This window comes from Bacillus sp. EB106-07-01-XG149 (genome assembly GCF_058791555.1).
Genome location: NZ_JBYTDP010000003.1, coordinates 591270 through 617549, shown reverse-complemented (window position 1 = coordinate 617549; position 26280 = coordinate 591270). Strand labels below are relative to the sequence as shown.

The 26280-nt window shown below is 35.5% G+C and carries 26 protein-coding genes, 3 other RNA genes and 2 riboswitches; of the genes, 4 read left to right on the top strand and 25 right to left on the bottom strand.

The annotated features are described in order from the left end of the window. Nucleotides 1-321: 321 nt before the first annotated feature. From AC3WTA_RS15545 to AC3WTA_RS15525, 5 genes are all read right to left on the bottom strand, one after another. Nucleotides 322-1188, bottom strand: a complete 867-nt coding sequence (locus tag AC3WTA_RS15545; RefSeq protein ID WP_000757058.1) for a 5'-3' exonuclease — start codon at nt 1186-1188, stop codon at nt 322-324. A 130-nt stretch (nt 1189-1318) separates the two neighbouring features. Beyond that, nucleotides 1319-2044: a P-type ATPase actuator domain-containing protein gene (locus tag AC3WTA_RS15540; protein WP_492332926.1), complete on the bottom strand. Its 726-nt coding sequence runs from the start codon at nt 2042-2044 to the stop codon at nt 1319-1321. A 342-nt stretch (nt 2045-2386) separates the two neighbouring features. Next, a riboswitch (M-box (ykoK) riboswitch) is annotated at nt 2387-2552 on the bottom strand. Nucleotides 2553-2677: 125 nt separating this feature from the next. Then, complete coding sequence (locus AC3WTA_RS15535; protein WP_000606858.1) at nt 2678-3064, bottom strand: DUF350 domain-containing protein; 387 nt, start codon at nt 3062-3064, stop codon at nt 2678-2680. Beyond that, complete coding sequence (locus AC3WTA_RS15530; protein ID WP_000084965.1) at nt 3061-4296, bottom strand: glutathionylspermidine synthase family protein; 1236 nt, start codon at nt 4294-4296, stop codon at nt 3061-3063. The genes AC3WTA_RS15535 and AC3WTA_RS15530 overlap by 4 nt, the downstream gene beginning before the upstream one ends. 3 nt (nt 4297-4299) lie before the next feature. Next, a complete protein-coding gene (locus tag AC3WTA_RS15525) occupies nt 4300-4611 on the bottom strand; it encodes a hypothetical protein (RefSeq protein ID WP_000169027.1) in 312 nt (103 codons plus the stop codon). Between the two features lie 83 nt (nt 4612-4694). On the opposite strand from AC3WTA_RS15525, the gene AC3WTA_RS15520 reads away from it, so the two are divergent. Then, complete coding sequence (locus AC3WTA_RS15520; protein WP_001235541.1) at nt 4695-5144, top strand: hypothetical protein; 450 nt, start codon at nt 4695-4697, stop codon at nt 5142-5144. A 55-nt stretch (nt 5145-5199) separates the two neighbouring features. Here the strand turns inward: AC3WTA_RS15520 and ssrS (AC3WTA_RS15515) are convergent. From ssrS (AC3WTA_RS15515) to AC3WTA_RS15495, 5 genes are all read right to left on the bottom strand, one after another. Continuing rightward, nucleotides 5200-5383: non-coding RNA, 6S RNA (gene ssrS, locus AC3WTA_RS15515), on the bottom strand. Nucleotides 5384-5404: 21 nt separating this feature from the next. Beyond that, nucleotides 5405-5587: non-coding RNA, 6S RNA (ssrS, locus tag AC3WTA_RS15510), on the bottom strand. 116 nt (nt 5588-5703) lie between these two features. Beyond that, nucleotides 5704-6537 (bottom strand): sulfurtransferase, encoded by an 834-nt coding sequence (locus tag AC3WTA_RS15505; protein ID WP_000637542.1) that lies wholly within the window; start codon nt 6535-6537, stop codon nt 5704-5706. Nucleotides 6538-6539: 2 nt separating this feature from the next. Continuing rightward, entirely contained in the window at nt 6540-6812 is a 273-nt protein-coding gene (locus tag AC3WTA_RS15500; RefSeq protein WP_000451806.1) for a YpbS family protein, read from the bottom strand. Nucleotides 6813-6833: 21 nt separating this feature from the next. Further along, nucleotides 6834-7301 (bottom strand): GNAT family N-acetyltransferase, encoded by a 468-nt coding sequence (locus AC3WTA_RS15495; RefSeq protein ID WP_000338047.1) that lies wholly within the window; start codon nt 7299-7301, stop codon nt 6834-6836. A 72-nt stretch (nt 7302-7373) separates the two neighbouring features. Here AC3WTA_RS15495 and AC3WTA_RS15490 point away from each other — a divergent pair, with 72 nt between their 5' ends. After that, complete coding sequence (locus AC3WTA_RS15490; protein ID WP_000369740.1) at nt 7374-7628, top strand: DUF3931 domain-containing protein; 255 nt, start codon at nt 7374-7376, stop codon at nt 7626-7628. A gap of 3 nt (nt 7629-7631) precedes the next feature. Here AC3WTA_RS15490 and AC3WTA_RS15485 read toward each other — a convergent pair whose 3' ends face one another. After that, nucleotides 7632-11291, bottom strand: coding sequence for a dynamin family protein (locus AC3WTA_RS15485; RefSeq protein WP_492332925.1), 3660 nt, complete (start codon nt 11289-11291; stop codon nt 7632-7634). A 550-nt stretch (nt 11292-11841) separates the two neighbouring features. Here AC3WTA_RS15485 and AC3WTA_RS15480 point away from each other — a divergent pair. Beyond that, nucleotides 11842-13005 (top strand): DUF418 domain-containing protein, encoded by a 1164-nt coding sequence (locus AC3WTA_RS15480; protein ID WP_000193079.1) that lies wholly within the window; start codon nt 11842-11844, stop codon nt 13003-13005. A gap of 183 nt (nt 13006-13188) precedes the next feature. Here AC3WTA_RS15480 and AC3WTA_RS15475 read toward each other — a convergent pair whose 3' ends face one another. The 14 genes from AC3WTA_RS15475 to AC3WTA_RS15410 form a co-directional block, all read right to left on the bottom strand. Continuing rightward, entirely contained in the window at nt 13189-13887 is a 699-nt protein-coding gene (locus AC3WTA_RS15475) for a DUF1963 domain-containing protein (protein ID WP_000401865.1), read from the bottom strand. A 424-nt stretch (nt 13888-14311) separates the two neighbouring features. Next, on the bottom strand, nt 14312-15634 hold the full coding sequence (pbuX, locus tag AC3WTA_RS15470) for a xanthine permease PbuX (RefSeq protein ID WP_000809222.1): 1323 nt from the start codon (nt 15632-15634) through the stop codon (nt 14312-14314). A 3-nt stretch (nt 15635-15637) separates the two neighbouring features. Then, on the bottom strand, nt 15638-16231 hold the full coding sequence (locus AC3WTA_RS15465; RefSeq protein WP_098097974.1) for a xanthine phosphoribosyltransferase: 594 nt from the start codon (nt 16229-16231) through the stop codon (nt 15638-15640). Nucleotides 16232-16337: 106 nt separating this feature from the next. Next, nucleotides 16338-16439, bottom strand: a riboswitch (purine riboswitch). 116 nt (nt 16440-16555) lie between these two features. Beyond that, nucleotides 16556-17302, bottom strand: coding sequence for a type I methionyl aminopeptidase (locus tag AC3WTA_RS15460; RefSeq protein WP_000628435.1), 747 nt, complete (start codon nt 17300-17302; stop codon nt 16556-16558). A gap of 154 nt (nt 17303-17456) precedes the next feature. After that, on the bottom strand, nt 17457-17930 hold the full coding sequence (locus AC3WTA_RS15455; RefSeq protein ID WP_000640862.1) for a GNAT family N-acetyltransferase: 474 nt from the start codon (nt 17928-17930) through the stop codon (nt 17457-17459). A 46-nt stretch (nt 17931-17976) separates the two neighbouring features. Beyond that, on the bottom strand, nt 17977-19494 hold the full coding sequence (ypwA, locus tag AC3WTA_RS15450; RefSeq protein WP_000215063.1) for a carboxypeptidase: 1518 nt from the start codon (nt 19492-19494) through the stop codon (nt 17977-17979). A gap of 100 nt (nt 19495-19594) precedes the next feature. Continuing rightward, nucleotides 19595-21532 carry an ATP-dependent DNA helicase gene (locus AC3WTA_RS15445; RefSeq protein WP_000493718.1) on the bottom strand — a complete coding sequence of 646 codons (1938 nt, stop codon included), beginning with the start codon at nt 21530-21532 and terminating at the stop codon, nt 19595-19597. A gap of 138 nt (nt 21533-21670) precedes the next feature. Beyond that, nucleotides 21671-21853 (bottom strand): DUF3921 domain-containing protein, encoded by a 183-nt coding sequence (locus AC3WTA_RS15440; RefSeq protein ID WP_000376887.1) that lies wholly within the window; start codon nt 21851-21853, stop codon nt 21671-21673. 61 nt (nt 21854-21914) lie between these two features. After that, nucleotides 21915-23054 carry a THUMP domain-containing class I SAM-dependent RNA methyltransferase gene (locus AC3WTA_RS15435; RefSeq protein WP_000521238.1) on the bottom strand — a complete coding sequence of 380 codons (1140 nt, stop codon included), beginning with the start codon at nt 23052-23054 and terminating at the stop codon, nt 21915-21917. 180 nt (nt 23055-23234) lie between these two features. Next, an RNA gene (rnpB, locus tag AC3WTA_RS15430) (RNase P RNA component class B) lies at nt 23235-23625 on the bottom strand. 87 nt (nt 23626-23712) lie between these two features. Next, entirely contained in the window at nt 23713-24051 is a 339-nt protein-coding gene (gene gpsB, locus AC3WTA_RS15425) for a cell division regulator GpsB (protein WP_000622425.1), read from the bottom strand. Between the two features lie 97 nt (nt 24052-24148). Continuing rightward, nucleotides 24149-24703 (bottom strand): SLOG family protein, encoded by a 555-nt coding sequence (locus tag AC3WTA_RS15420; RefSeq protein WP_000862919.1) that lies wholly within the window; start codon nt 24701-24703, stop codon nt 24149-24151. Nucleotides 24704-24759: 56 nt separating this feature from the next. Beyond that, on the bottom strand, nt 24760-25200 hold the full coding sequence (locus tag AC3WTA_RS15415) for a CotD family spore coat protein (protein WP_000546280.1): 441 nt from the start codon (nt 25198-25200) through the stop codon (nt 24760-24762). Between the two features lie 156 nt (nt 25201-25356). Next, nucleotides 25357-25911 (bottom strand): YppG family protein, encoded by a 555-nt coding sequence (locus AC3WTA_RS15410; RefSeq protein WP_492332924.1) that lies wholly within the window; start codon nt 25909-25911, stop codon nt 25357-25359. Nucleotides 25912-26088: 177 nt separating this feature from the next. On the opposite strand from AC3WTA_RS15410, the gene AC3WTA_RS15405 reads away from it, so the two are divergent. Next, the gene (locus AC3WTA_RS15405) at nt 26089-26280 is read left to right on the top strand and encodes a YppF family protein (RefSeq protein WP_000242661.1); all 192 of its coding nucleotides are present in this window, start codon (nt 26089-26091) and stop codon (nt 26278-26280) included.

The window sequence follows — 26280 nt, the reverse complement described above, 5'->3', positions numbered from 1 at the left end:
AAAGAATTATCTGGTTGTTCTTATAATAATTGATTGTTGTGAATTCTATTTGAACTTCATATGAAAATTACGTTTATTTTCTGACAACTTTGTGAACACACAAAAATTTGATCACCCTAAAACCATTTTGAAATTGCTTCATTTCATTATAAAAGTTGCTATTGTCATCAACTTCTATCAATATATTTTGTCGAAACATTTATATATTTAAAATTGAGTTCGATATAATTTTATTTACTACGATACTGTTCGTAAAAACCAAAAGAGGGATGTTGTATAAGTCAAAGTTTGACTTATACAACATCCCTCTTTCAAAACTATTTACAGCATATTTATTAATATTTCTGGTCTTCCCCAATTCATTTCTTCACAAACGAATCTAAGTTTTTCTTCATCCATTGTGTGTAAGCCTTCTTCTAATGAACATGAAATTGGAACTTCACAATGAATTTGTGCTAATTGTAATGAAATATTTAAGTTTTCTAGATCACTTTCAATCTTTGTACGCTGCGCTTTCGTTAATGATGCTACATTTTCTAGTACAGTTGCTACTGTTCCGTGCTCTTGAATCAATTTATACGCTGTTTTTTCCCCGATACCTTTTACACCTGGGTAATTATCGCTCGTATCTCCCATGAATGCTTTCGCATGCACGATTTGCCACGGCTCTACGCCTTTTTCTTCCATGATTTTATCTGGTGTGTAATATTCGTAATTTCCAATTCCTTTGCGCAAGAGCATTACTGTAACGTTCTTATCAACAAGCTGAAGTAAATCCGTATCACCTGTTAAAATATACACTTCCGCTTCATTACAGTATTGTTTTGCAAGCGTGCCGATACAATCATCCGCTTCATACCCTTTCATACCGATAACTGGAATAGACAATTTCGCAGTCATTTCTTGAACTAAATCAAATTGCGGAATTAATTCTTCAGGCGGCGCTACACGATTCGCTTTATAATTCGAGAACGATTCTGTTCTAAATGTCGTACTACCCATATCCCAGCATGTTACGATATGTGTCGGTTCAATTGCTTGCATAGCTGTTAATAAATGTTTCATATAACCATGAATCCCATTTGTAGGGGTACCATCTTGTCGTTTCATAAATTGTCCGTAGACACTTGTTGCGTAAAAAGCACGAAATAATAGTGCCATACCATCAACTAATAATACTTTTTTCATAATCCCTCTCCTACCAAAAAAATAATAACCCCACGTCATCACGTAAGGTTATATAAATAGATTACCATTCTACGTTTTTTCAACTTTGTCTATTATACATTGTTTTTGTATATTTAGCATCATTTACACATTAAGACGTTCTACTACAACAAGTATGAAGAATTCCTGTATACGTATTTTTCCCAGTCGAAACAACTACAGCCTTTGCATTTCCGCCAACAATATGAGTCCCTTTGAAACATACGTTTTCAAGTTCAAGTGGATTATAGTCTTTCATTCGTTTTAATGGAATAAATCGTTTACGCTCAAGGTGATAGCAACTTTCAAATTTCTCAATACTTGCATCTTTTCCTGTTAGCACGGATTCATTTACTAATAAATCATTCGCGTAAATGATACGTACATCTGCTGGTACTGTATCACCTTCTGAAAGAAAAATCATATCCCCAGGAACAAGCTCTTGTACTGGCACATTCATCATTTTTAATTCGCCGTTTAAACCTGTTACACTAGAACATTCTACTCGAGACACAGTAATTTTCTCACATTGAAACCCATCACGCACATGTTGTTTTGAAAAACCTGGAATCATTCCACTTAGCTTCATCATTATTTCCGCAATACGCGCTCTTTTTGACATTAATTCGTTACGGCCGTATACTTGAATGCGTTTTTGTGCCTCTTTCATAGATAATCCGTCTCTTGTTGTTTTAAAATACGCAAATACAGATTTTACATCTCTCGTTGCGATTTCAATTAATAAATCTTTATTTTTTTGAAGCATTGTTTGTTCTTTCATTGATTTTTTACTTAATTTATATGACGTGTTACCCACAGTTTTGTTTGCATATAACATATTATCGTCTCCTCCTGTACAACATAGGAAGAAACGCTTTGTTTCTCAATTTATCCACTTTACCGTAACAGTGTCTAGCGCTTAAACATGCATATAAACGCTACATTATGATAAATATAGAGGGAGGAACAAGTCGTTTCCTGCCTACATCATATATTTTTGATTTGAAGTATATGGGTAACGGAACCGAGTCAGAATTTGACATGCTCCTCACCTCCTCGTTTAATTTTATAGTTTATACTATGAAGTTACTCATAGCTTTGTAACAAAAAGACCCTTACTCCGAAAAGAGTAAAGGTCATGACATACACAAATAAACGATTCCTAAACAATTAGAAATCTACGGACCTCTCCCTCGCCGAGTTTTAGCACTGTATAGCATAGGTACATTACCAGCTACGTTAAGAAAAACCTTAATTCGATCATTCCTGTTGACCCATTGGCGTCTCTCGACATTTTTGGGCAGTAGCATTTCTCTATACAGGAGCCTCACCTAACAGAGACTTATTTTTATTACATAGAAAATGTTACTCTTATTTAAAATAGATGTCAACAGTAGCCTACAATTTTTTCGAAAGGTATGGCGAACTAACGTATATAAAATAAAAACCTTTACGTCTAAACGTAAAGGTTTTAATAAGTTATACAACCAGCAATTACAATCCCAATGGAAAGCGATAAAAACATAAGAAAAAGACCGACTGCTTGATTATCTTCTTCAAGACTTTTGTTTATATTAAAGCGTGGTGTAAGCCACTCAGCTAAATAAAAGACGATAATTTGAGCAAAAATCCCAACGGCTCCCCACGAAACCATATCAAGAAGTGAAATGGAATTAGCTGCTGTCGAATATAAAACAATAGCTAACCCAAGTAATCGTCCTCCAAGTACATAGCTTACCGCCTTATTTCCTTGGGCCATTAACTTAAATTCTTTTACTTTCGTTGTCACTTCCATGAGGAACAGACCAATACATAAAAGGCCCAGTGTTACTGCTAAATATAATAAAAAATTAATCATATACTTTCCTCCTTTTTTATACCTACCGGTAAATAGTACGATTCATTCCCCGTAATTTTTTCCCCAGCGCGAATACCGATACTACTCGCTTTTCCAGCAATTAAAAACGAACCAAACACATACGACAGTTTCTCCATCCCTTTCTCTGTTTCCAAAGATACGACTGGAAGTTCTGTATACTTTTGAAATATCGGCAGTGACGCTTTATACGTTTGGTGTGCATTTTGAATCATAATATTTTCGTCCTTATCGCGAACGGTAATTGTGTCTCCTTCTCTACCAAATGAAGGTTTTTGAACGAAAGAGCCTTTTCCTAAAAATAAATCTGGTTCTAAATATGTAGGTAACATATATTCTTTAATCCACTGTTGTTCCTCATTTGTATAAAAGGCCTTTTCTTCTGCTAACCCCCAAATAAGACACTGAATTGATTTTGGCTGAAGCAAAAATGCTGACAAAGGATTTATTATAAAAAGCTTTCCGGCTTTTACAAGCTGCAACAGTTCCACACCTACGAAGTCTCCTGTTTCAGGATCTTGATCCTCAATTAAATCTTCTATCGGATATGTTTGGCGATATAAAACATCAATCTGTACTCCATCCCTATCCACTAAAGCATCTTTTGTAATTCTAAGTTCTGACATTGGCACTACTTTATTTTCAACATGGCATAACTGACTCAAATACATAGTCGTATTCCAATCCTCAATATGTTCATGATGTGCTGTAAAAACAACATTTGGGTTATCTATTCCCTTTGTCGCTTCCATTACGGCCTTTGTAACACCAGAAGATAGTAATCGTTCTTGACCCAAGTTTGGATTATCATAGCCTAGTTTTCCACAAACTTTTCCATTCATTTGAAAGCATTCCATAATAAAAGTTGGTGTATCACTATTAAACTCAAGCATTTTAATTTGATTATCACTTGTTAAAACGAAATCAAATCGTGAAATAACAGATTCAGGATATAATCCTTTCATTCTAATGAAAGATAAGCTTGCAGGAGGATACCCAAGTTCAAGAAGCTGTTCGTCACTTAAATTCCGCAAAAGTTTAGCAGTCTTAAAAAATATTTTCCCCATTCGTTCAGTTGCTAATTGCAATTGTTTCATAGTCTGATTTGTTATAGAGAAAACATGAAACAAACTATACTCACATTCATATAAATCCGACCAAAAATTCGGATATTTCGAATAAAAATCTTTTCGCTCCCTGATGTATTGCGACATATGTTAGCCCCCAAATCCTCCCTTTGAACCGCTTCCAATTCCACCTTTAAATTCCCCAGACGATTGATAAGATTTAAACGCCGATGAATTTTTAAAAGTGGATTTATTTTGATAGTAACTCCCACCATAAAAATAATGCCCACGATAACCTGACCTACTATCATCACACTGCCATACCCCAAGTTCATCATCCCAATCCCAATCTGAACAACTATTATCATTCGGTTTTGGGGGAAGATCTTGTGCGCAGCCAAATAAGGTGCCAGTCATTAAAGACGTTACGACACCACCTACTAGCCATTTCGTTTTTGTCACCTTCGCACTCCCCTTTTTAAATTCTATTCCTATTATATAAGATAACATGATAAAGTAGAAGAAAAAGGAAGAAGAGGGATAAAATGCGCTTAGAATATCGACTTAATGATGAAACGAAAAGGTATCCTGCTTTATGGAACTACGCAAATATTTCTAATTCTGAAATCATCGCACGCATGACGTGTGAATATTTTATAAAAGATAACAAGACATATGTTGTTACTGCTACTTCAGTAGATCCAGACGGAACAGCAGTTATATATATTCAAAAAGAAGAGTTTGCAAATGACCCTTCAGATCCTACATACTCTCACATTGGTTTTGAGGTTAGAGAACTAAGTGAAACGAGTTCAAGCATAATAGATCGGAAAGATGTATGGAACTATGAAGAAATTTTGCCATCTCTTCATTCAGATCTTATATATATTCAGCGCGACGGCATGCATATGGAGTTCGCTTTAGATTCAAGAGAGATTGATGAAGATAGAAAGTGCTATATTTATTATGGAAACTTCACAGGTGAATCCAGATAAAATAAGATATATTTATGCAACAAAAAAACCTTACGTATAAAACGTAAGGTTTTTATATAGCCCCACATATGCCGTTCTCTCTAGATGTCCATAAACCTGCTCTCACAGGTGGATGCTCTCACAAATGTTTGTAACTTCCTTCTTAAAAAGACGGCTTGTTAGCTACATTTAAATATTGAACTTCCATATTAAACTTATTGGTTTAAGACATGCATAAGCTACGTACACCGTAGGAATTTTATATAATGTTAGTTGAAATAAGACCCCCGCACGTGCCGCTCCTCGTAAATGTCCAAAAACCCGCTACTCGCAGGTGGATGCCCTCACAGTTACCGTACATCTTCCCCCACAAGGACGGCTTGATGATGGTCGCTAAATATTGAGCTTCCGTATAACTAACATCGGTTTTAGACATAAATAAGTTACGCACACCGCAGGATGTATTATTTACTTGTCGTTATATTATCACATTGTTTCCAATGTGTAAAATACAAAGTTTTTCGAGCAATTTCTTGCTTGTGACCTTATTTTAATACAAATTATTTTTGCATGCAAGTGATTAATCTTCTTCTTTTGCAATTTGATTTTCTGGATAAGAAATCCAATCACTCCAGCTACCTGCATACAATTTAACATTTTGGAATCCAGCTAATTTCAATGCAAGGATATTTGGACATGCTGTAACACCAGAACCACAATATACAATTGTTTCCTTATCTTTCGAAAGATCTTGGAATCGTTCTTGTTGCCCAGCTTCATTCTTAAATTGTCCTGATTGGGCAATTCCATCCTTCCAAAAATAGTTTACTGCTGTCGGAATATGCCCTGCTTTTGAATCAACTAGTTCCTCTACACCAGCATAACGTTTTGGCTCTCTAGAATCAATTAACGTAACATCTGCACCTGCATGAATATTCTCTCTCACCGTTTCCATCGTTACAAGCATATGATCTTGTACATTTGCTTTGAATGTTTTTCGTATAGCAACAGGAATTTCCGTTGTTATCGGTAGTCCATTCTCTTTCCAAGCTGAAAATCCGCCATCTAATATATATACTTTCTCATGTCCTACATAGTTTAATAACCACCAGAGACGAGAAGCATTTGCCCCCGCTTGACTGTCATATGCAATTACTGTCGTATGTTCACCAATACCAGCTTGTGAAAGCTTGTCTGCAAACTCCTCAATATTCGGCAATGGATGGCGACCACCATGTTCTGTTACAGGACTTGATAAATCTAAATTTAAATCAAAATATAATGCATGAAGAATATGTTCTTCCTCATACTTTTCTCTACCCCAATTAGGATTCGCTAAATCAAAACGACAATCGATTATACGGACATTCTCATCTTCTATATGCTCACGTAACCATTCGACTGTAACTATCATCTTTAACGACCTTCTTTCTCTTGCAAACGACTTACATACTCCATAACCATTTCTTCTGTAACAAATTTACGCTGCAGTGTAACACCATTTTTTGCAAGATCATTAATTTGCTTTGTTACAACATTAATGATATCAACCGAAAATTCTTTCCCCTTTGACGCAAGAGATACGGCTGCTTCAATAGCTGCTTCACGCTGCGCATCTAATTGTAAACATGCTTTTACACTTTCATTTTGTTTACGAGAATGTGCTGTAATTGCTTTATGTACTTCCATCTTCTCTTCCCCCTAAATAAGTTATACGTTCTTATTCAATTCCATTGCAAGCCGAATCATATCACGACATACAATCCCATTTTCAATAATCTCTTCTTCATAATGCTTTGAAAAGTAATCAAAATCAATAGAAAAAATACGAAATCCACATTTTTGATATAAAGCAAGTTGTGAAACACTAGAATTGCCCGTACCAACTTCAAGTTTTGACATACCATATCCTTTAGCAGTTTCTACGGCATGACTTAATAGCTGCTTTCCAATCCCTTTTCCTTGCAAATGCTCTACAACCGCAATATTCATAATTTCCATCGTCTTCGGCCTTGTTTCCAAAAGAACATATACACCGACAACTCTCTCCTCTTGCTTAGCTACATATGTTACCCCCCTTTGTACATATGCATCAATTTGCTGCTCACTTGGATCAGCAAGCAATAATAAAGGTTTCGGTATAGCTTCTTTCGAAATATACTCTATTACTACACACATAAAAAACTCCCCTTTCTCTATTGTTCTAAACCCTCCTTGTCTACCATAAATAATAGAAAGGAGGGATTCACCATGGACAACAATGAGAAAAAGTGCAACGTCATCTCTATTGATGGAAAGAAGAAGAAAAGCGACACGTATTCCTATCCAAAATTAGTAGTAGAAAACAAAACATATGAATTTTCTTCATTCGTCTTATGCGGTGAAACACCAGACGGCAGACGCCTCGTTCTTACTCATATGATTTCTACCGATGAATTTGCTGGGTTTGTCAAATCTTTAGATACAGTATTGCAAAAGAAAATTGAACGAATCTTTTTCTCATAACGACTATATCACATAAATTTCTTTTTCAATCTCTACTAACTGCTTTTGCAATTGTTCTTTACTTTGTTCATATAGTGATACATCAATTGTTTCAGCCAATGCAAATAATACACTTTCATAATAATTCATCACATCTTGCTGCATCACTTTTTGGAATAAGTTCCATTTCAAATCCCACTCTTGCTTATAATGATGAACAAATAAATCTTTTTCATCAGCTACATAGTTTGATACGAAAGGCTCTAATACAACTTTAGCCTCTTCTTGCATGAAAGCTTTATCATTTTTTTCAAAAAAGCTTTTTTCATTTTTAAAATGCGCCAGTGCTTTTTTGAAATCTTTTATTTCAACTGAAGGGAACGGTTCTTTATGTGCAATATCTTTATATTCATAATCCACTGTTCCACTCATAGAAATTGATTCATTTTCTACTTTACAGTTCACCACAATTTCATTCTTTGCACGCTTCATCGCTTCATCTATCCATTTCTCAAGGCGTAATGATGTCGCACGCATTTCTTGTAATAAATCATGCTGAATAAATGCTACTAATTCCATAACGCACTGTTGCAACTGCACTTTCACATTCCCATCCGTTCGCAGCGATGCCGGATTAATAAATTCAGTAAACACATCGTTATAGCGTAGGAATAGACGCTGTTGCACGTAATAAAGCAATTCTTTCACTTCATTTTGCATCGCCTGCTCTTCAGCAAGCACACTATATGATGAAATAATATGAAGTAGCTGATTACGCTCTGCTTCATATTTTTTCGTTTGCTTCTCTTTCTCTTCATTCCCCTGCTTTGCACCGTTTATCATATTTACTAAAAGCTGATCTGCTCCTTGCAATGTACCATATAAAGCATGAACAGATACGAGCATTAAATCTCTCATCATAAAGGATGTAAATGATTCCTCGAACTTAGCAATCCCAGAGTTTTGTAAAATACCGTACTTCTCTTTTTCAATATTCTTTCCTTGCTTCTCTTCAAGTGCACATAAACTTGAAATTGCAAATAAACGCGGATTTCTAATACCGTATTGCAGTAGCTGGTCTGCGATATAACCTTTTACCATTTCAAGTTCTTCTTCAGACTCTGCTAAATCGGCCGCATTAATTAAGAAGAACATTTTATCAAGTGCAAAAGTATCCTTTACACGACCAAGCTGGATTAAGAATTCACGGTCAGCACGAGAGAACACATGATTATAATACGTTACAAATAAAATAGCATCTGCGTTTTTAATATACTGGAACGCAACGTCCGTATGGCGGGCGTTAATAGAATCCGCTCCAGGTGTGTCTACAAGCGCTACTCCTTGCCTTGTTAAAGCACAATCATAATAAAGCTCCATATACTCAACAAAACATGATTTTTCTTCATTCGCTACATAATCAGAAAACTCTTCTAGTGTAACTTGTACTTGCTCCCCTAAATGAGCAGAAACCGTATCATACCCTTTTTGTACCGCTCGTAAAAAGCTAAATGTTGTTTTTTGCTTCCCAGTTGGTGAAGGATATTTCATAACTTTATCAATTTGTGCTAACGCTTCATCTAACGTAGTAATCTCATAATGAAACAACTTATAAACAGCTTTCATATCTTCTAATAGAGCTTGCTTTGATTTGAATTGAACCATTACTGTTCCGTGTGGTTTTTCCTCTGTAACCGGCAAAATTTGATTAATCGTTGCCGTCGTCGGATTTGGTGATACAGGAAGTACCTTCCCACCAAGCAATGCATTGGCAAATGATGATTTTCCAGCACTAAAAGCTCCGAATAACGCTACTGTAAATTGTTTCGTTTCCACACGACGCCTTTTTTCTATTACCTCTTGTTGTACATGTTTCAGCGCTGGCAATGACTCTAATATCGTTTCAGCTTTCTTCACTTTCTCTAATATACGCTGAATATTTAAAGCTGCCGTTCCTTTTATCTCTTCCTCACGAGCCATTACGTTATCGTTTACGCTTTCCTGCTCTTGTAGTGTGAATTTCTCACTAACAATTTGTGTTTTACTTTGCAATATCTCCTCTATTTTCAATCCTTCTGGTGTAGCAACACGCTCGTGCCAAACATTTTGTAAATAACTTTCATATGTCTCTAAATTGTTACTGTATTGTAATTGCGTTTCTTTTGCCGTTTGCAACATCATATATTTTTCAATCTCTTCTTCAATGCGTGCAACTGCTTCCTTCACCTTTTGCTTTAAAACGACTGCACTTTTATCAAAAATTTGCTGCGCTTTTGTAAAATAACGCTTCTTCAGTTCATTCGCTACATCCGCTGTATAAAGAAGTAAGTAATCACCTGTAAAACCTGCACCTTGTTTAATGACTTCAGCTAACATTTCTGGTCCAAAAACAATTTCTAAAGCATATATGTCTTTCCCAATTTCCTCTGTGAACAATCCTTCTTCTTTTAAGAAGGCAACAATAAATTCTTTCACATGAAAATCAAGTTGCGTTTCAACAGTCTTTTGCAAAGCAGAATAAAAAGCATCTAAACGTCTCTGTTTTTCTTGCTCCGTCTTTCCTTTCGCAAACAGCAAACCGACCTTAAATTTTGTTAATTTCGTTTCTAAATACACATTTGCCAATTCTCTCATTTCAAATGGCATTAAATACGCGTTATCTAATATAGCTTGTAAGCCTTTTATAAATTCGTTTCTCACATGAGATTCTTTACTAACCTCGCGTTGTTTAGTTTCCGTTAGCTCTTCTTTCTTTTCAACTATCTCTGAAATAGAAAGCGGCGATGCTAGCTCTTCCTCATATTTCAAAAGAACTTTTTCATTTTCTGAAAGAATAAACGAGAAATGTTCCCCCATTAAATATTCTGTTTCTCGCTCCATTCCATCTCTTACATACTGCTCTTTTTCTTTCATAATAGAAGTAATTAATGCTTCTAAGCTTCCAATTTCATTATGTGTATGGTTCATCATTCGTAATGAAGTATAATACACTCCATCTACTTCAATATCCCAGTTAGAGAACGATTGTTTTACACTATCTTTATAATCCTCAAACGATAATTCATTTTCTTTATGTTTATCTATTTGATTTACAACGAGATAAACCGTTTTATTACGTTGTTTCAATTCTTTAACAAATTGTAAATTCACTTCCGATTGGACGTGATTATAATCCATCATATAAAAAATTACGTCTGCTAGATGCAACGTTGATTCTGTCGCTAATTGATGGGCATCATCTGTTGAATCAATCCCTGGTGTATCAACTAACATAACACCCTCAGGAATTGGCGCATCATTCCGATAAATATGAACACCAATTACCTCATCACCGTCTTTACAAATTTGTTTTAATTCTTCAGCTGAATATGCACCGTCATATTCGTACTGTTCTCCAGATTTAACTGTTACAACAACACGATCCATTCCTTTTTCAATTTTGACAACGTTAGCGCTTGTCGGAATTGGACTTGTTGGTAACAACTGCGCTTTATATAGATGATTCATCATCGTTGATTTCCCTGCCGAGAAGTGACCGCAGAACGCTATCATAAGCTGTTCTCGTTTATATTTTTGAATCACCTCAAACAACTTTACACTATTCTCTGCATCGCCGTGTTTTTGCCACTCTTCATAAAAACAAACAAGTTTTTTCATACCGTTTGTCTGTACTATGTTTGTCATCCCCTTGTTCCCCTTTATCCAAGATGTATATACTTTTTCCCGCCATTTGCGAGCTCATAATCATCAGGAAATTCATCCCCTCATCGATTACAGTTTCACTTTACTATCATACTAAATTTTCAGCATATTCTCATTAAAAATAAAAAATCCCTTTCATTCTTTTTACAAATGAAAGGGATTTTATGTCATATCACTCATTTTGCTGTTCCTACTCCATTTAAAACATACTTTGCAATAACTGCATATACAGCGACTGTACCTGCTACTAATGCATATACCATACTCATGCACCAACCTTTTTTTGATAATGATTATCACTTTTGAATACATTTTATCATTAAAGAGAATCATTATCAATACTTTTCATAAAGAAAGCTCCTTATAGAAAGGAGCTTTACTGCCTGTTTTGAAGAAGGTTAAAACTTGTTGTGCACTCTTATTATATCTCATAATACATATCTTAACAGTTTTAAAAATTGGAAATTACCTATATACCCTCCTCTTTACATTTTGTATAATAAAAGGGAATTACTTAACAAGGAGGAAAATAATGACACAAAATATTTCACAAGGCGAGAGGATACATTCCATCGATATTATTAGAGGGATAGCTGTACTAGGTATTTTTCTTGTTAACTGGCCTATTATCGCTGGGATTGACTCACGTGATCTTTCAGGAGTTTATGAGGGGCTAGATAGCTATATCCGTCTATTTTACGATATGTTTATTCAAACAAAATTTTATACAATCTTTTCGTTTTTATTCGGCCTAGGCTTTTACATTTTTATGACTCGTGCTGAAGCGAAAACAGATCGCCCAAAAACTTTATTTGTTCGTCGCTTACTTATTTTATTATTATTTGGTTTCTTACACTACGTTCTTTTATGGGACGGGGACATTTTACATAGTTATGCAATCGCTGGATTTTTCTTATTTTTATTTTATAAGAGAAAACCTCGTACCATTTTAATATGGGCAATCGTTTTATTAAGTATTTTTCAATTTCTTATGCTAATTGCTAGTATTGGTATTGCCTTCATGCCAAAGGATGAACTTGGATTATCCCTACCAATCATGCCACTTGAAGACTGGGTATCACAAATACAAAATCGTTTCCATGCATTTTATGCTAATGGAATAGGGCTAAATATTTCAATGCTCCCAGAAACACTCGGATTATTTTTACTCGGTTTATACGCTGGTAAAAAAGACATTTTCCGTCGTACGAAAGAGTTAGATCCGAAACTTAAAAAATGGCAAATCATTATGTTCGTTTTAACATTACCGTTTTGGTTCTTTATGGTTCGTTATTTCTTATCAACCTCTTCATATGAACCACTTTATATGCAAGGACTTGCAATGTTTAGCGGAAAAACATTATTCATCTTCTACATTTTCACGCTTATGCGTTTATTACAGAAAGAAAAATGGCAAACATTATTACGACCATTCCAATATGTTGGTCGAATGGCGTTAACAAATTACATCTCGCATACAATTGTTACGTTACTTGTATTCGGACTATTGTTCAAAAATGATTATCTTGCTCCATTATGGGTAGGTCCTCTATTTTGCATTAGTTTCTATACGTTACAAATCTTTATTAGCCGCTGGTGGCTGTCACGTTATCAATATGGTCCACTTGAGTACATTTGGCGTCTTGGTACTTACGGGAAAATGATGCCACTTAAAAAGAAAAGCAAGGTCTCGTAACGAGACCTTGCTTTTTTTACACTTCTCTTACCGCACTTTGCATCGGTTGTTCTAGTTGCAACATTTGAAGTAGCACTAAATAAACCGTTTTAATTGATGTAAGGGGGCACAATGTAACTGGAGAAATATTAAAAGGGACTAGAGAAAAAATAACATGAGAGAACGTCACTTTATATTATATTCCTATAAGAAATCACAAAGTGCGATCCAATCATTTGTTTTACTATTTTTAGCAAAATAAATTCCACCGCCATGAATAATCTTTAAATGGGCTTTGGGATCGTCTGTTATTTGAAAAATAAATTCATAATCCGCGGGCCATTGGATACCTGATTGGGCAAAGCAAGCATAGCCTCCTAATTTGTGTATGTAATGATTTTCTTCAAAAATGTCCTCGTAGTAGTCAATCTCAATTGTGTTTTCAAGTTCAATAATTCTATCTTGCACGTTGTTAGGGAAATCTTCCGTATCCCATTGTGGAAACTCATCAGCTACTAATCTTGGTATTAAGGGAAAAGGTTTTAGATTTGGAAACGTAAGTGACATTTCATTCGGTACTAGTTCCTCTAAAGAATCATATTCTCTAACACAAAAATTTCCTGATAAATTGGACAAATCTTTAGCAAAGTTTGGAGAAAGAAATACTGCAATGACTTTCATATCTTTTACTGCTTCTGGAATAAAAGGTATTTGTGTTAAATTAAGCATCATAATCGCATACATTTTGTCTTGATAACGGTCGATTGGGCAAGTTTCATTTGGTAATGAATAGGGAATCTTTCCAATCCAACTTTCATTTATAGATAAATCAGGTCTTTTTCCGCCTGTTTGAAAGATAGTTGCTCTTTTCCTTAAGATATTCTTTATTTGATCTATTTCCAAAATATTTCTCCTCCTAAATATATATTTTGGTTTCTCCTTATTTTAACGGATAATTATATTCTAACAATAATGTACATTTTTTGTTAGAACGCCCCTTTTGAAAGCTGTTGTTAAGCAGCAATTTCAAGGGTCTTTTTCTAGTTTTACTGTCGATTTAAAACAAATTTGTACTGTTTATAAAAAACATACCTTTTTGAATAAAGTTGCACCGTTTTGCATCATCAGGTAAAACTCCTGTAGTAATGAAGCTTTAGAATTAAAAGTAGATCTGGAAATTGAGACATTATAAACTTATTAAACTAGCTCAGTAATAAAAACGATGGGTTCAATTTGACTGGTGTTTTAAACATCACTACAAATTAAAAACCTATCTCAAATGAGATAGGCTTAATTACATACAATTCGTATTGTGTCTACTTACTTTTTATGCTTCCCTTACTGCACTTTGCATAGACACTGGCTCTTCTTTTACTTTCACTTTACGCTGTGGCACCATATTAAATACGATATTTAAAAGTACTGCTGACGCACTTCCAAGTACAATTCCGTTATCTGTTAAAATACGAATGTTTTCAGGAAGTTGTGAGAATAATGTAGGAACAACTGTAACCCCAAGCCCAATTCCTACAGAACATGCAACGATTAATAAGTTTTCTTGTTTACCAAAATCAACGCTACTTAACATTTTAATACCATATGCCATTACCATACCGAACATCGCTAACATTGCACCGCCAAGTACTGATTTCGGGATAATAGTTGTAATAGCTGCGATTTTAGGAATGAATCCAAGAACAATTAACATACCACCACAAGTATAAATAATAACGCGATTTCTTACTCCAGTTAATTGAACAAGTCCTACGTTTTGAGAGTATGTTGTATATGGGAACGCGTTGAAAATACCACCTAACACCATCGCTAATCCTTCTGCGCGATAGCCTTTTGTTAATTCTTTTTCACCGATCTTTTTATTGCAAATATCAGATAATGCGAAATATACACCTGTTGCTTCTACAATCCCTACGCAAGCAACTAAAATCATCGTAATAATTGGCGTTAATTCAAATGTTGGTGTACCGAAGTAAAATGGCTGAATACCGTGGAACCAATCCGCTTCTCCAACCGCTTGCAAACTTACTTTCCCCATAAATGCTGCAACGATTGTACCGAACAATAGACCTAATAAAATAGAGATTGAACGAATAAATCCGTCAAAGAAACGATACATAATGATGATAAATAATAATACACCAAATGCTAACGCTAAATTTTCAAGACTACCGAAATCTTTACTTCCTACTCCTCCAGCCATATCATTAATTGCTGCTGGAACAAGTGTAACTCCAATTACGGTAACGACAGATCCTGTTACAACAGGTGGAAACAGTTTTACGAGCTTTCCAAATAATTTCGCAAAAATAACAACGAATAACCCGGCAGCAATAATCGCTCCATAAATAGAAGACACGCCGTATTGTTTCCCGATTGCAATCATCGGCCCAACCGCTGTAAATGTGCAACCAAGTACAACGGGAAGTCCAATACCGAAAAAGCGATTTGATAATGCTTGTAAAATCGTCGCAACGCCGCACATTAATAAATCAATCGAGACTAAATATGTTAACTCTTTTTGATTTAAACCAAGTCCGCCGCCCACAATAAGCGGAACGATAATTGCGCCAGCATACATCGCCAGCATATGCTGCATACCAAGCGATGCGATTTTAAATGGATGTTGCTTCATCGTTTATTTCACCTCCGCAGTTTCTTGCTGTACAAATGTAACTGTGCCGTTATCAAGTGATGCAATTTCTGCTAGTGACTCAACACGAACTCCTTGTTCACGAAGCTTCTTTCCTCCATCTTGAAATGCTTTTTCGATAACAATACCAATTCCTCCAATACTTGCTCCTGCTTGCTCTACTAAACTCATTAAACCTAAAGCAGCCTGACCATTTGCTAAAAAGTCATCGATAATTAAAACACGATCATTTTCATCGATATGATTTCGAGATAATGAAATTTCATTCGTTTCTTGTTTCGTAAATGAATATACGTTTGCAACGTACATATTATCTTGTAACGTTAACGATTTACGTTTTCTTGCAAAGATTACTTTTACACCAAGCTCTAATGCAGCCATAACTGCTGGTGCAATGCCTGAAGATTCAATCGTCACGATTTTTGTAATGTTCTCTTCTTTAAAACGTTTAGCAAATTCTTTTCCGATCTCTTGCATAAGTACTGGGTCAATTTGATGATTTAAAAATGCATCTACCTTTAATACGTCACCAGATAAAACCTTTCCTTCGTTCAAAATCTTTTCTTGTAATACTTTCATGTTTGTTCCCCCTCTTATGCAATAAAAAACTCCAAAAGCCGCCACCACTCGTTACAAGTGAGAGACGCGCTTTTGGAGTTTCGCAAAAAAGAATGCTAAACAAGCAAATATATTCGTCCTCACTCATAGTCAAAGTATTTACGGTACTTCGGTAGAAACTTGCAGGCCATATCCCCGCGATTATATGAGTGTAGCTAACTATTTATTTTATAGATGGATTATAACGCACTTTTTATACTTTGAAAAGCATTTCTTAATAAAACACGTACAAATTTTATAAAAACATCATTTTCGTTCGAGTTTTGTAAACTCTTACATATTATTTCAAAGTGTCGTTAAAATGATTGGCCCATCTTTTGTAATAGCAATTGTATGCTCATATTGCGCTGATAATTTCCCGTCCATCGTTCTTGCAGCCCATCCATTTAAATCTACTTTCGAATATCGCATACCTACATTGACAATAGGCTCAATTGTAATTACCATTCCTTCTTGTAGTTCAGGCCCTTGTCCTTGTTTCCCAAAATGAAAAATTGCTGGTTCTTCATGAATCTCTTTACCTATTCCATGTCCCGTAAAGTCTCTTGCGACAGAAAAACCTTCATTTGCTACATAACTTTCAATCGCATAGCCAATATCTCCTACATGATTACCGATTATCGCCTGATCAATTCCTTTATACAATGCATTCTCAGCTACTACCAATAACATTTCTGCTTCTTCAGAAACATTTCCAACTCTATACGTCCAAGCAGAATCTGAAAGACCACCATTTAAGTTTACTACCATATCAATTGTTACAATATCACCCTCAGTTAAAGGAACATCCGCCGGAAACCCATGACACATTTCATCATTTACAGATGCGCATATCGCATATGGATACCCGTTGTAACCTTTCTGTTCAGATGTTGCACCATGCTTTTCTAAATATGCTTCAACAAACGTATCAATTTCTTTTGTCGTAATACCTGGTTTCATCATTTTGGCAATTTCCCTATGACATGAAGCAAGTAATTTCCCAGATTCATGCATCAAATCTATTTCATTTTTCGTTTTAATTGTAATCATTCTACCTCTCCTTGCTAAACCTGCTATTTGCTACTAAAGTTCAATCATACACATCCTCTGTCAAAATTTCAAAACTCCCAATTACAACAAGTACAAAAATATGTATCCTATACTTCTAAATCAAAATAAAAAAACAGAAGATCCCCTCTGTTTCTTAATCATTTTTACATATATAATTCATTTTCAAAAATTCAAAACAACTACCGTTCGTCTTCTGGATAAACGTTCCAACCGCTTCGAATCCTGCTCTTTTATAAACTTTAATTGCTCTCTCATTAAATGTCGCTACTGATAACGTTATATAATTGCATCCGTATTTTTCTTTACTAAAAGCTAGTCCAGCGTTTACGAACTGTAAACCACATCCATTTCCAATTATATCAGGTCTCATTCCAAGACCTATATCAACCGTTCCATCATTTATTTTACAAACAGTAAAAAAACCAATGAGAGTGCCGTTTTCCTTCACAGAAAATGTATGATCTCCTCTACTCTCATCATGTAAAAACTCAGCTAAATCTTCTTCATCTACCTCTATATCATAAAAAGAATATTCCCCTTCATAATGCCAGTTATATGCAATTTCTTCCGCTTCTTCTTGCGTCATTACTGTATATGTATAAATCATTCTTCTATCCCCTTTAAAAAAAGAGCTGCAATTAAGCAGCTCTTTTTTATAACTCATAGATTTCTTTATACTTCGCTTCTAAATAATCTGCTAAGTAGTTTGCATTTAATCCTTCACCTGTCACATCTTCTAAAATTTCAAGTGGCTTTTTCGTTTTACCGTATTGGTGAATATTTTCTGTTAACCATTCACGAATTGGTGTTACATTTCCTTCTTCTAATAATGCATCAAAGTTCGGAATGTCTTTTAACATTCTTTGCTTAAATTGCGCTGCATACATATAACCAAGCGCATAAGATGGGAAGTATCCAAATGAACCACCAGCCCAGTGAACATCTTGCAATACACCTTGCGCATCGCTTTCCGGACGAATTCCTAAATATGCTTCCATCTTATCATTCCAAGCCGCTGGCAAATCCTTCACTTGTAATGTACCATCAAATAATTCTTTCTCAAGTTCATAACGAACCATGACGTGAAGCGGATATGTAAGCTCATCTGCTTCTATACGAATGAACGATGGCTTCGATTCGTTAATCGCATCATAAAATTCATCTACTGATATATCATTGAATTGACCATCGCTATACTCTTTTAATAAATCATAATTTTTCTTCCAGAATGATTTATTACGACCGATAAAGTTCTCAAAGAATAATGATTGTGACTCATGAATACCCATAGAAGTTCCACTACATAGCGGTGTACCTTCGAATTTCTCTGCAATATTTTGTTCATATACAGCATGGCCACATTCATGAATTGTTCCAAACACTGCCATACGGAAATCTTTTTCATCATAGCGTGTTGTAATACGAACGTCCCCTCTATTTAATGTAATCTCAAATGGATGTACCGTTTCATCAAGACGACCTGCTTCAAAGTCATAATTCAATTGCTTTAATAACTCTAATGTAAAGTTCTTTTGTTTTTCTTTTGAAAAATGTTCCGATAAAGCACTTGTCTTTAATCTCTTTTGTGACTCCGATATTTCTTTTACGAGCGGAACGATACGCTCACGAAGTTGACCAAATACGTGATCTAACACTTCTACTGTAATACCTGGCTCATACATATCTAATAATGTATTATATTTATATGTTTCGTAACCCCAATATGTAATGAATTTCTTTTTAAATTTAACTATTTGTTCTAAATATGGACGGAACATTTCGAAATCAGATTTTTCTCGAGCTTCTTCCCACACACTTTCCGCTTTCGCTTCTAATTTCACATACGCCTCGTATTCCGCTTGTGGAATTTTCTTATTTCTATCATATTCTTTACGACACTCTTCAACCATTTTCTTCGTCGTTTCAGAAAGTTTATCTTCACTTATTAAAGCTTCAAGCTCTGTTAAATAATTTCCCATCTCATCTGAAGTCGACATGACAAACACTTCTGATGAAAGCATACCAATTACTTCTGAACGCTGGTCTACACCTTTTTTAGGCGCACCTGTTCTTAAGTCCCAAAACATTAAGCTTAATGCTTCCTCGTAATTCTGTATCTTCTTCACATATGTTAAAAATTGTTTTTCTACTTCATATGTAGCTACTGTCATCGTATAAAACCTCCCTTTTCTACCTCAAACTTAATTCGACATGGAACTCTAAATCCCTTTTATAATAGAAAAAAAGCTTGGCAAGCGCCAAGCTTTCTCCTTATAATTCTTTACCTTCTACTGGTAGTACGTTTTTCACCGCTTCTATCACTTTCTCATCTTCTGTATCAGATAAGAAGATTGATATAGCACCTTTATCGTCGCTCGTACGAATTAAACGTCCAATCCCTTGACGAAGACGTAAAATCATATACGGTACATCTACATCCCAGAATGGATCATTTACATGTTTACGCTTCGCTTCAAACACAGGATCGTTTGGAGGGAATGGTAATGACCAAATAATAACATGCGATAATGATGAACCAGGAATATCTAAACCTTCCCATAAATGAACAGCACAAAGTACAGTCTCTTCTTCATTTTGGAAACGAGAAACGAGCTGACTAATTTCTTGATCCCCTTCATATAGGAATGGAACGGACATTTGTTCTTTACTTACATATTCTTTAAACGCTGCAAGTTCTTGTGTTGTACGGAATAATACAAGTGTACGTCCATTTGTTTTCTGTATATTTTCAAGTGTATATTGACACTTTCTTTCCCATTCATTTTCTTTCGTATGCGATAGTAAGTTTACTGCCATTTGCTCCTCATAATCAAACGGTGAGGCAACTGAGAATGATAAGTAATCTTTTACCCCTAGGCTATTTGCTGTAAATGCGAATGAATCGTTGTTAGATAATGTAGCAGAAGAGAAAATATACGGGATTTTCTTCGAGAATACTTTCTCTTGTAATACTTCTTCAACTGCACGTGGCATAATCACTAACGTGAAGGCTCCATCACCTTCTTCACCCCATGTAATTACATTTTTCTCGTGCATGAACAGACGAAGTGAATGTTCTAATACATCTAAATGTTCATCAACGATATTTAAATCATACGTGTTTACTGTATGCATTTCACTTTCAAATACTAATGCATCACCGACTTCACCAATTTTCGCATAAAGTCTATTCGCTTCAGCTGTTACTTTTTCTGTCACAGTAATTTCTAAACGATCAGAACCGGCGATTTCCTTTTTATTTTCTTGTAACACATCAAAGAATCGCTCTGTTTGCCAAATTGTTTCTTCTACTAAATGCGCAAACTCTTCACGAATATCGTTTTGCAACAATCTTGTTAAAAGTTGCTCCATCATCGTTTGCTTTAAACGATATGTTAAAGCTTTTTGAGCTGCATATTCTACAAGATGTCCTTCATCGAATACAACGCAGCTACTTTCAGGTAATAACGGAATTTGCCCTTCACGCTTACGAGCATCGTACGTCCAAATATGATCCATGTAGAAATCTTGAGAACAAATAATTAAATCTGCCGCTTTACGATAATGTTCACGAGAAAGAGTTTGACCACAACGATGACGAGAATCACAAGTGAAGCAATCTTGGAAGTAATCCCAATTTACTTTTGACCATTCCTCATCATTTAAAAGTGGAAATTCTTTTCTGTCACCGTAGTGGGTAAAGTTTTGCATCGTACCATGATCGAATACAAACTGTGGTAATTCGTAGTATACATCTTCAATTACTTCTGGAGCTCGTCCACTCATAACATCTTCAAGTTTACGTAAACATAAATAATTATCCATTGATTTCGCAAGTCTAACATCAACAGATAGTCCTAATGCTTCAGATAACTTAGCAATGTCCCCTTCTTCTTTCACAAGCTGCTCAATTAACGTTTCATCAGCACAAGCGATAATAGCTGGTTTTCCAGTATAACGCGCATAGCAAATTGCATATAGAAGATATACAATTGTTTTCCCTGTTCCTACACCCGCTTCTGCGAACATTACTTTCTTTTCTTGGAAAGCACGCTCTAATTGAAACGCCATAAAAATTTGTTCATCACGCTCTTCAAAGCCTTTTTCCGGAAGGATATCATAAAACACATCTCCAATCCATTCATTCAACTTATCATAAAAATTATCTTGTTTCCCTACTTCAAATGGTAATCTCTTCTCAGTAAACATCCTTAGCCTCCAACCAAAAAGTTTTTCTATAAAAAGATATAGCAACTGCTACTCATATGTGTGCAGCCACTTTCCCCTGTTGCCATACATAGAAATACACGAAAAAAAATTTTCCTTTCGAAAAAGGAAAATTTTTTTCTATATTAATGACTTTAAATACCGTTTATCAATCGCTGTTTCGTGTGAAAGAGCTGACAAATATTCTTCTTGTGCTTTTTGTATTTCATCTACAATCGCACCTTGGCTATCCACTTCTTTCCCGATCTCATCATACGTACGATGAATAGCTTTTTGAATCATCGATAATTGGAAACTATCCATATCACGTCCTCCTTTACGCATTACATAATAGCCAGTATATGCGCGCTGGAGGAGTTTTATACTATGAATTACGCGGTGGACGTTTTCCGAAGTATTGGTAGTAATCTGTACGGATAAATCCATTAAATAGTTTACGTTTCTTCGATGCATCTTTTCCATAACACTTTTCAAATGCTTCGTAGCTTGTTAATACATACGCTGACCATGTGTCTAATGGGCGGAATACTTGTCCCATTTCTTTGTACAATTGTTCAACGAGTGCTTTTTCACTTAAACGTTCTCCGTATGGAGGATTCGTTACAACATAGCCATAATCCTCTTTTGTCGTGAAATCTTTTACTTGCATTTGTTTAAATGTGATTAAATCACCTAAACCTACTTCTTCAGCGTTGTCTTGAGCAACTCGGATCATACGATGATCGATATCTGATCCAATGATTTGTAGTGGTTGATTATAATTCGCTAAATCTTCAGCTTCTTGACGAGCTTCACGCCAGTTTTGTTTACCAACCCAGCCCCACTCATCTGATGCGAAACCACGGTTAAATCCTGGTGCAATATTTTGTCCAATTAATGCCGCTTCAATCGGAATTGTACCTGATCCACAGAAAGGATCCACGAAAGGACGATCCGGCTTCCAGTTTGTTAACTTAATTAAAGACGCAGCCAATGTTTCTTTTAATGGGGCTTCCCCTTGATCCATACGGTATCCACGTTTATGAAGTCCAACACCACTTGCATCAATTGTTAATGTTGCAATATCCTTAAGCATTGCGATCTCAATACGGAATAACGGACCATCTTCTTCAAACCAAGTTGTACGTTTATATGTTGTTTTTAATTTTTCAACGACAGCTTTTTTAACGATACGTTGGCAATCTGAAACACTGAACAACTCAGATTTTAACGATTTACCAATTACAGGGAACTCTCCATTCTCTGGAATATAATCTCCCCAGTTTAATGCTTTCGTTTTTTCAAACAGCTCATCAAATGTTGTCGCTTTGAATTCGCCAACTTTAATTTTCACACGGTCCGCAGTACGTAACCATAAGTTCGTGCGACAAATCGCCTTTTCATCTGCTTCAAATGTTACTTTGCTGTTTTCCACTTGGCATTCATAACCAAGATCACGAACTTCTCGGGCAACTAACGATTCAATACCCATTGCCGCTGTTGCAATTAAAGTAACTTTTCCCATTTGCATTCACCTCTTATGTATAGTTAAACAATAATTAATAGCAATTTGTCCTATTAATCATTACATTTTACGAAGAATTTTCTCATTAACCATTTTAACTCATAATTTATAACTTCATACAAATAAAAAGCCCTCCTCTAACAAAGGAGAGCTGAGTTATTTCATAGTTGGTTCATAACGTTCTGTAAGCCATGTTCTGTTCCTTTGTACTGCAAACGGCCCACGCCTCGTACTCCGGTGGCAATCATCTATCTACAGGTTATACAACCTGTCCTTTCCCATCGTTCATTTCCTTGGAAAAGATTCCCCTACCATTATTTGGGTTTCTCGCTCGTGGGGTTTACCTCGTTCCACTCCTATCATTTCTTCAAGGACTTCGTCACTGTGGCACTTTAAAGGTAGTCAAACCATATCCGAAAGGACTTAGGTTTTTTCCCTGCCGTTAAACCAGCCTTACAGCCAGAATACCCTAGCTTATGAATTGGCTAGGCACGAACACTACAGCCATCTCAGGCCGTGCGAGCATGGACTTTCCTCTACAACGTTGGCGTTGCAGCGATTACCCAAACGTTATGACATCCATTAGTATAGTGGAAACAAAAAGATTTTGCAATGTTTTTTTCTATGTAAAATGCTTTAACCTTTTTACCACTAGAAATTATTCGTATAACTTACTTCCAAATACAGCTTTTTCTAAATTAGATAGACGTTTTAAAATGTCCGTATTCGTGTTGTTATATACAGGTTGTGCAACTGGTGTTTGTACAACTGGTTGTTGTGGCACTTGCGTTGCTACTAATTTTTGTTCCTCTAATTCACGCTTTAAACGAGCATTTTGTTGCTTTAATTGATCAAACTCCTTGTGGAAAGCTTCATAGTCTTTAATGATCATATCAAGAAACTTGTCTACTTCTTCTTGTTGATAGCCTCTCATGCCTGTTTTAAATTCTTTTTCTAAAATATCTTTCGCCGTTAATTTAATTTTATCCGAAATCATTTTCTTCACCTCAAATTTTTGCCAAAACTTTCATTACCTAAATTTTTTCAGAAACAATGCCTTTTGTCAATCATATATACGAGTACTATATTACATATTACTCAGCATTATTCCACTGTTCCTCTTCTATTATATCTTGTAAATCAGAAAAAAGAATGAAATAACTGTGATAATTTTCTATTTCTCCTTTTTTCTTTGCTGCTTCTACAATATATTTGGGACTCCCTGGTTTTTCTTCATCATATACAGCTAAAAGTGCATCACTTTTTTCAATAAAAAATTGATTTTTTAATTTAAATTGTTCCGGGCTCTCGTACTTCCGTTTCGTAATACTATCAATATGGTCTGCTTGAGAGAGAATACATTCGTAATATTCACGGTTATCTTCCTTCCAGCTTTCTTCTTGTTCTAAAAACGGAGTAAATACCGCTAATTTTAGATCTGGATATTCTACTTGAATTTCAAAAACAACTTCAGCAGCCCATAATTCGACTCCTAACTGCCCACTTATTATCACCCATTCCAAACCTTCTTCTACAAAAGTAGTTAATTTTCGGTGCAATGCTTTTTTTATACATTCCACCCCTGGATGATCATTTTTAAATATACCAAGTTCAAATGGCTTATATCCCGTTACAGCAATAACTTTCATATCAACACTCCAATTACAAAAAAAGAACTAGCATTTCGCTAGTTCTAACATATCATTTACTTTTTAAATATTCCACCAACGTTTGGTCCAATATTCGGACCTACTGGTGATACATTGTTTGGTAAAAATGGCGATACATTTGGTCCGAATGGTGATACGTTTGGTCCAAACGGAGATACATTTGGTCCTGGACCAAATGGTGATACGTGATGTCCGTGATGTCCATGATGTCCATGACCACATGGTCCACATCCACCGCCGAATCCTGGATCGATTGGGTCTACAACATTTACATTCGAGTTTGTTTGTGGGAAGAAGTTTTGGTTTTTAATTTGTTGATGATGAACATGTGTTGTATGTGTTGGGAAAATGTGTGGCACCACCGTTGTTGAAAAAGAATGTGTTACACACTGTTTCGTCGGATGAATGACAGGAGCAGTTGTACAGATAGGTCCTACAGGCTTATGCCCTCCAAAACAAGGATGACAATGATGCATAGTTTTTTCTCTCCTCTCTCGTTAAAAAAATCTGACTACACTTTACATTATGAGAAAAGAGGGAAAGCCGTTTGTTATATATACCCATTTATTACAAGGAAATTTGTCTAGCCTTCTGCTTTATACGTAATGCTTTTTATAGACAGCCCCCCAAGATTACTTACCAAAAAAACCTCCAACTTGCTTTACAATACCTGTCACTTGGTTCATCGCATTCATCATTTGTCCAGCTGTATTCATCATTTTATTTACATCATAGTTACCATCTGAGTTTTTAAATTGGGAAACAAAACTAGAAAATTGACTCGGTTGCTGTTGTTGTTTTTGTTTATTCTGCGTCGGGTACGGTTGTTTTGGTGGATAAAACATCGCTTGTTGATTTCCATAGGGAGATGGTGGTGGCATATAGTGTTGTGAATTCATATAAGATTGCTGTTGTTGATCCATATAGGGCTGCTGCTGTTGTTGTTGATTCATATAAGGTTGCTGTTGCTGATCCATATAGGGCTGCTGTTGCTGATCCATATAGGGCTGCTGTTGCTGTTGTTGATTCATAAACGACACTTCAAATGGCTGGTAATAATTTTGATTTCCATAATGAGGCTCGAAAGGATACATATTATACCGTAAATATGTATCCGTATTATATTGGTACATATTTTGCTGTGTATATGGATTAGATTGCTGATATACGTTTGGTTGTTGAAACATGCATTCTCTCCTCCTTCACATAAGTTTCTACATATATAATATGTACCAGTAAAATAATATGTGTAACGGAGTATCTGTCTATTTTTGTCGGAAGTTTAAATTTTTAAAAAATTAAAAAAGAAAACCCTTCCATGCTATGATAATGAAGAAGAAGATTCTCATGGGGGAGGAATCAACATGGTATTAGGGGATTTAAAACAAGCGTTTTCTCAAAAAAAGGGGTATTACACAGAGAATGTAAATGAATTGTTAGACTTTGCGAGACATTGGTATCTCGAAGGAAAAATATGCATTTCAGATTACCGAACATTAATAAAAGAATTAGAAATAAACGGTGCAACAAAACCTACAACAATGACAGAAGCATAA